The 5,898-nt window shown below is 72.6% G+C and carries 5 protein-coding genes; 2 read left to right on the top strand and 3 right to left on the bottom strand.

The genetic code is table 11. The annotated features are described in order from the left end of the window. Window positions 1-982 (top strand): ATP-dependent helicase C-terminal domain-containing protein (locus CCL05_RS41230; RefSeq protein ID WP_279629965.1); only part of this gene is annotated, 982 nt, incomplete at its 5' end. A gap of 12 nt (window positions 983-994) precedes the next feature. Here the strand turns inward: CCL05_RS41230 and pgfA are convergent. From pgfA to CCL05_RS41220, 3 genes are all read right to left on the bottom strand, one after another. Continuing rightward, window positions 995-1,987 (bottom strand): cell envelope lipid trafficking protein PgfA, encoded by a 993-nt coding sequence (pgfA, locus tag CCL05_RS41225; RefSeq protein ID WP_086565691.1) that lies wholly within the window; start codon window positions 1,985-1,987, stop codon window positions 995-997. A 25-nt stretch (window positions 1,988-2,012) separates the two neighbouring features. Further along, the gene (locus tag CCL05_RS44340; RefSeq protein ID WP_107400588.1) at window positions 2,013-2,147 is read right to left on the bottom strand and encodes an SPW_0924 family protein; all 135 of its coding nucleotides are present in this window, start codon (window positions 2,145-2,147) and stop codon (window positions 2,013-2,015) included. 139 nt (window positions 2,148-2,286) lie between these two features. Then, a complete protein-coding gene (locus CCL05_RS41220) occupies window positions 2,287-4,035 on the bottom strand; it encodes a lytic transglycosylase domain-containing protein (protein ID WP_086565690.1) in 1,749 nt (582 codons plus the stop codon). 318 nt (window positions 4,036-4,353) lie between these two features. Between CCL05_RS41220 and CCL05_RS41215 the strand changes: the two genes are divergently transcribed. Next, entirely contained in the window at window positions 4,354-5,211 is an 858-nt protein-coding gene (locus tag CCL05_RS41215) for a DUF4184 family protein (protein WP_086565689.1), read from the top strand. Window positions 5,212-5,898: the final 687 nt, after the last annotated feature.

The raw sequence follows: 5,898 nt of genomic DNA, 5'->3' as shown, positions 1-5,898 counted from the left end.
GAACTCCTCGGAAGAACGCCAGGTCGGGCTCGTTGCCGCGCTCGCCTTTCCCGAGCGCGTCGCCAGGGTCGACGGCGGGTCGTGCCTCATGGTGTCCGGGACGCGTGCCGAGATCGGCGAGGGGAGCGGGCTGCGGGGGGCCGACTGGGTCGCCGTCGCCGTGGCGGACCGGCCCGTCGGCAAGGGGCACGCGCGCGTGCAGTCGGGTGCCGTGATCGACGAAGGAGTCGCGCGGCTCGCCGCGGGGGCGCTGCTGGAGGAGCGGGACGAGGTCGGGTGGGACGGTGGGGACGTCGTGGCGCGGCGGGTGGAGCGGCTGGGGGCCGTGGAGTTGGCGGTGCGGCCGCTGAGGGACGCCGATCCCGGGCTGGTACGCGGTGCGCTGCTCGACGGACTGCGGCGGGAGGGGTTCGGGGTGCTGCGGTGGTCGCCGGAGGCCGGTGTCCTGCGGCAGCGGCTCGCGTTTCTGCGGCTGCACGTGGGTGAACCGTGGCCCGACGTCTCCGACGAAGCGCTCCACGCGCGCGTGGAGGAGTGGCTGGAGCCGGAGCTGAGCCGGGCCCGGCGGCGGGCCGATCTGGCGCGGATCGATGCCGGGGAGGCGCTCGCGCGGCTGCTGCCCTGGGCCTCCGGTGAGGCCGGGCGGCTCGAGGAGCTCGCCCCGGAGCGGATCGCCGTGCCCAGCGGGTCGAGGATCCGTGTCGACTACTCCCGGCCCGAGCAGCCCGTACTGGCGGTGAAGTTGCAGGAGATGTTCGGGCTCCAGGAGTCGCCGCGGGTCGCCGGGGTGCCGTTGCTCGTGCATCTGCTGTCTCCGGCCGGGCGTCCGGCCGCCGTGACCGCCGACCTGGCCTCGTTCTGGAGGGACGGCTACCAGGGCGTGCGGGCGGAGTTGCGTGGGCGCTATCCGAAGCATCCGTGGCCCGAGGATCCGGCCGGGGCGGAACCGACCCGGCACACCAGCGCCCGGCTCAGGCGCTGATCGCCGTCCGGCTCAGGCGCTGACCGGTGACGGTTCCTCGGCCTCCGTGGGGGCCGGGCCGGACGGGCGGCGGCCGCGGGCCTCCAGGTACAGCGCGAGGGCCAGCAGGAGGACGCCGAGGGCCAGGGAGCCCCACGGCCCGTAGGACGTCATGAGCAGGATGAGCAGGCGCTGGGATTTCACCAGGTCGACCGTGTGCGTGATGTAGTCCTCGCGCATCTTCACGTGCCCGGCGAACGCGGTCACCTTGTCGCGGTCGCCGAGGAGGGTGCCGCCGCGCAGTTCCTCCCGGTGGAGTTCCTCGCCGTAGACGGGGGCGCCGGTGAGGGGTTCGACCCAGAACTTGCGGACCGTGGTGTACCAGCGGGTCGTGCCGGTCTCGGTGACGGACTCGGGGGTGAGGCCCGCCACGGGCAGCGTCTTCGGGATCCGCACCTTGGTCCAGGGGATGGTCTGCTCGAAGTAGTAGACCTCCAGGCCGCGGAAGTCCCGGGTGCCCTTGTAGTGGATGGGGGCGGTGATGCGGGCCTGGGCGTCGAAGTACTCGTAGTCCCGTTTGTCCGTGAGGAACGGCCATTTGAACTCGATGCCCCCGCGGCGCACCGGGTCGCCGTCGACCGTCTCGCCGGTGGCGTGGACGGGTTCCTGGGTGTGGGCGTCGAAGATGTAGCGCTCGGGGATCTTCGACACCATCTCGCCGTCGGGGCCGACGACGTAGGACAGGCCGTCCCAGACGACCACGTCCCGGCCGGCCGACTCCTCGATCCGCTCCGAGGCCTCCACGTTGCCCTTGAGGGTCTGCACGATGGTGACCTTGGGGACCGTGCGGGCCCGCATCGTGCCGTAGTCGAGGAGGGTGGCGTTCTCCGCTTCCAGGACCATGTCCTGGTACTGGTGCGCGGGGACCTTGGCGAGGCGCGGGAAGGCGTACCAGCGCAGCAGCGGGGACAGTGCCGCGAAGAACACGGCGAGGGCGAGCAGGACCAGGCCGGCCTTGCGGCGCATCTCGGCCTCCCTCCCGGGCGGGCGGTCAGGGGTGTGCGGGCACCGTCGTCAGCAGCGGCTTCGGGGACGTACCGCCCGAGGGGGAGCCGAGGGCGGTCAACGTCAGGACCACGGCGAACGCGACGGCGAGACCGGTGGCGGCGGCGATGAGTACGCGCATACGGGGCCTCCCCCACGGGCTGAGCTGATACTTCGTCAGGTTTCTCGGCACCGTAGCAACGCGCGGCGGAGATGAGAACACGTTGCACACACAACGACGCCCCTCTTGAAAGAGGGGCGTCGTGCGTCGTACCTGAGAGCTACGCGCTCGGACTGGCCGAAGGGCTCGGCGAGGACGTCTCGGCAGCCGCCACGGTCAGTTCGACGGTGAGGGTCGCTCCGCCTTCGGTGGTGACGCGGAGCAGGAACGTGCCGGTGGTGTCGTCCGCGTAGAGCTTGGGCAGCTTCAGCAGGCCCTTCGCGTCCGTCTTCAGGCCCGTCAGGGTGCGTACGGCCTTGCCGTCGGCGTCCTTGAAGTAGGGGCCCTTGTCGTTGGCGGTCGGATCGTCCGCCGACTTGATCAGCGTGGCGGTGGCCGCGACGCCGTCCGCGACGGCACCCTTGTACGTGGCCTTCACCTCGACCTGGTTCGCGAACTCGCCGCCCGGGGTGCAGGTCAGCGCGGCGTCGCCGGTGCGGGCGAGGGTGTCGGCGGCGCGCTCGGTGACGGTGGCCGTGTAGTCGAGACCCGCGATCGTGCGGCCCACGACGGTGGCCCGGACGGTGACGTCGCCTGTCTTCTCCCCCGCCTGGAGTGCGGGTGCGACGGCCACTCCGGAGCTGTTGGTGGCGACCGTGGCCACGCTCTCGCCGCCCGTGAAGGTGGTGTCCGTGTCACCGACGATCGTGAAGCGGATCCTGACCTTGGCGACGGCCTTGCCGGCCTTCGTCTCGGCGCGGGTGCTGATCCGCTTGGTGAACGCGTCGCCCGCCATCGCGGTGAGCTTCCCGGTCCCGGCGTCCTCCAGGTGCTGCACCGTGTCGGTGGGCGTGGGAGACGTCGAGGGCGGCGTGCTCGGGGAGGTCGGCGGGGTGGTGGGCGGAGGAGTGGGCTTCGGGGTCGTCGTGCCGCCCCCGCCTGGCTTTTCGGGCCTGGGGCCGGGCTCGGGCTTGGAGCCGCCCGCACCCGGCGTGCCGGGAACGCTCGGCGTGGAGGGGCCGGCGCTCGATCCGGCCCGGTCGTCGCTGCGGTTGCCGGGCAGCGTGCCGGTGCCGTCGGGGACCTCGTGCGTGCCCTTGCGGTAGTAGTCCAGCCACCGCATGACCAGGTTCAGGTACTCGCGCGAGTTGTTGTAGCTGAGGATCGCGCGGTCGAGGTCGTCCTGGTCGGACAGGTCCCAGTTGTTGCGGCACAGGTAGTGGCCGGCGGCGAGCGCGGCGTCGTAGACGTTGTTGGGGTCCTTCTTGCCGTCGCCGTTGCCGTCGCGGCCGGCCCACGCCCAGGTGGACGGGATGAACTGCATGGGGCCGACGGCCTGGTCGTAGCTGCTGTTGCCGTCGTAGGCGCCGTTGTCGGTGTCCTTGATGAGGGCGAAGCCGTTGCCGTCGAGCTGAGGACCGAGGATCGGCGAGACGGTGGTGCCGTCGGCGGTGACGCGGCCGCCGCGGGCCTGCCCCGACTCCACCCGGCCGATGGCCGCGAGCAGTTGCCAGGGCAGGTTGCAGCCGGGCTTGGAGTCGCGCAGCGAGGCCTCGGCCTTCTTGTAGGCGTCGAGGACGGTCGCGGGGATGCCCGCCTCCGGCGTACCGGAGGGGGTGGGGAGCGGCCCGGTGCTCGGTGACGGGCTCGGGCTGTTGAGCGGCGGCAGGTCCGTGTAGTACGGCGAGTTGCCGGTGGCGCTGCCGTCGGAGGCACTCGCGTCGGGTGAGGGTGTGGCGTCCGCGGTCGGCTGTCTGCCGTGGTCGTTCACGCCCGGAGCCTGGGAGGCGGACAGGGCCGCGACCGCTACCGCGGCCACGGCGGTGGTTGCCGCCCCCTTGCGCAGCCTCCTGCCGAATTGCGCCGCCATAGAGTGAACCCCTCCCGTGGACGCCCGAGCGCCCGTCTCCGACTGTCGCGCACTTGTGTTGCGTGCGCGTACTGCTGTTGCGCTCGCTCTGTTGTGACGATCGACCGGCCCGAGTGGTTGCCCTCCGACAGGCCTGTCTCCTGCCACCGGCACGGTGACCCTGGCGACCCTACGACAACTTCCTTTGCTCGGGCACCCGTTCGTGCCCGTTTTTCACCAGTTGGTCATGTGCCGAGTACAGCGGGCGGGCCGGTGTCCGGCATCCCGCATACTGGGCCCCTCCGATCGCCCGGCCAACGACCGTCACAAGGAGCCGAGTTGCCGTTCACGCTGAGCCACGCGGCAGCCGTACTGCCTGCCGTACGCACCGACGGCACCGGCCGGGGCCCACTGGTCCCCGCCGTGCTGGTGGCGGGTTCCTTCGCGCCCGACTTGACCTATTACGCGGCGAGTGCGGTGTCCGGGGCGATGGAGTTCGGTGACGTCACGCACTCGTTCCCGGGTGTGTTCACGGTCGATGTGCTCCTCGCCTGCGCGCTGGTGGGGCTGTGGCTGCTGCTGCGCGAACCGCTGGTGGCGCTGCTGCCGCGGGCCCGGCAGGGGCGGGTCTCCGCGCTGGTGCGGTGCGGGGCGCCACGGGCGCGTGTGCGGCCGTCCCTGGTGCTGCGGTGGTACGCGTCCGCGGTGCTCGGCGCGCTGACACACGTCGTGTGGGACGCGTTCACGCACCTCGACCGGTGGGGGATGCGGCTGTTTCCGGTGCTGGGCCGGGAGGTGGCGGGTTCGCCGCTGTACTGGTACCTGCAGTACGGCGGTTCGGCGGTGGCCGCCGTCGTGATCGCCGTGTTCGTGGCGCGGGCCGTGCGGCGGGCGCCGGTGCGCGAGCCGGTGGGGGTTCCGGCGCTGTCGGTGCGGGACCGGTGGCTGGCCGGTGCGGTGATCGGCGGCTTCGCGCTGGTGGGGGCGGTGCAGCGGGCGTCGCGGTGGTGGGCCTACTGGGGTTCGAGCGCGAAACCGTGGGAGATCATTCCGACGGTGTGCTTCGGGGCGGGCGCGGGGCTCGTCCCGGCGCTGCTGCTGTACGCCGTGGGGGTCAGGGTGTGGCGTCCGGTTCCGGTCCCGGGCCGTGCTGACCGCGTCGATGACGCGGAGCCGAACCGGTCGGCCGCTCGCTGAGGGGCGCTGTCGTCGTGATGTACACGGTGATGGTGGTGTGCGCGGGGCGCCGGGGCCGTGGGAGCAGGGTCAGGACGAGCGTCAGGTAGCTGCGGGCCAGGTCCGCCCACGGGCGGCCGGTCCTGCCGGGGCGATCGGTCTTGCCGGGGTGATCGGTGCTGCCCGGGCGATCGGTCTTGGCTGGGTACTGGGCATTGCCTGGGGGCTGGGACGCAGGGGCTGGGCCACCGGTGAGACCGAGGATGTCGGACACGTCGCCGGGGGTGGTGAGACCTGCGATGGCAGGGATGTCGCCGGCGCCGGAGCGCCCCGGGACGGCCGTCACGTCGCCTGCGCCGGTGCGTCCGGTCTCGGTGATCGCCTTGCCCAAGCGCGTGGGAGCGGTCGGCCACCGGACCTCGGTCAGGCGCCGCCGGAGGTCCGCCGTCGTGCGGCGCAGGCCCGTGGTGAGGCCCGCCGGGACACGGCCCGTGCTGGCGGCGGCCGCGAAGGGCGGGACCGGCGGGAGTGCCACGCCTGGGGCCGTGCGGCGGAGGAGCGTGCGTATACCCATGCCCGCATCTTTGCGACCGGCGGGGGCGGTGGCCCTTTGTCGAGGGCCACGCGAGTGACGTTTTCCGCGGGTGTTCAGCGTGGTGGGTGGGCGCCGCCCCCGGCTCAGGACCTGGCCGGGGGCACTCCGCGCCA

Source organism: Streptomyces africanus, from assembly GCF_002150735.1.
In the GTDB taxonomy this organism is placed as follows: Bacteria; Actinomycetota; Actinomycetes; order Streptomycetales; family Streptomycetaceae; genus Streptomyces; species Streptomyces africanus.
The sequence above is the reverse complement of the archived record's forward strand: the minus strand, read 5'-3'. Positions and strand labels throughout refer to the sequence as shown.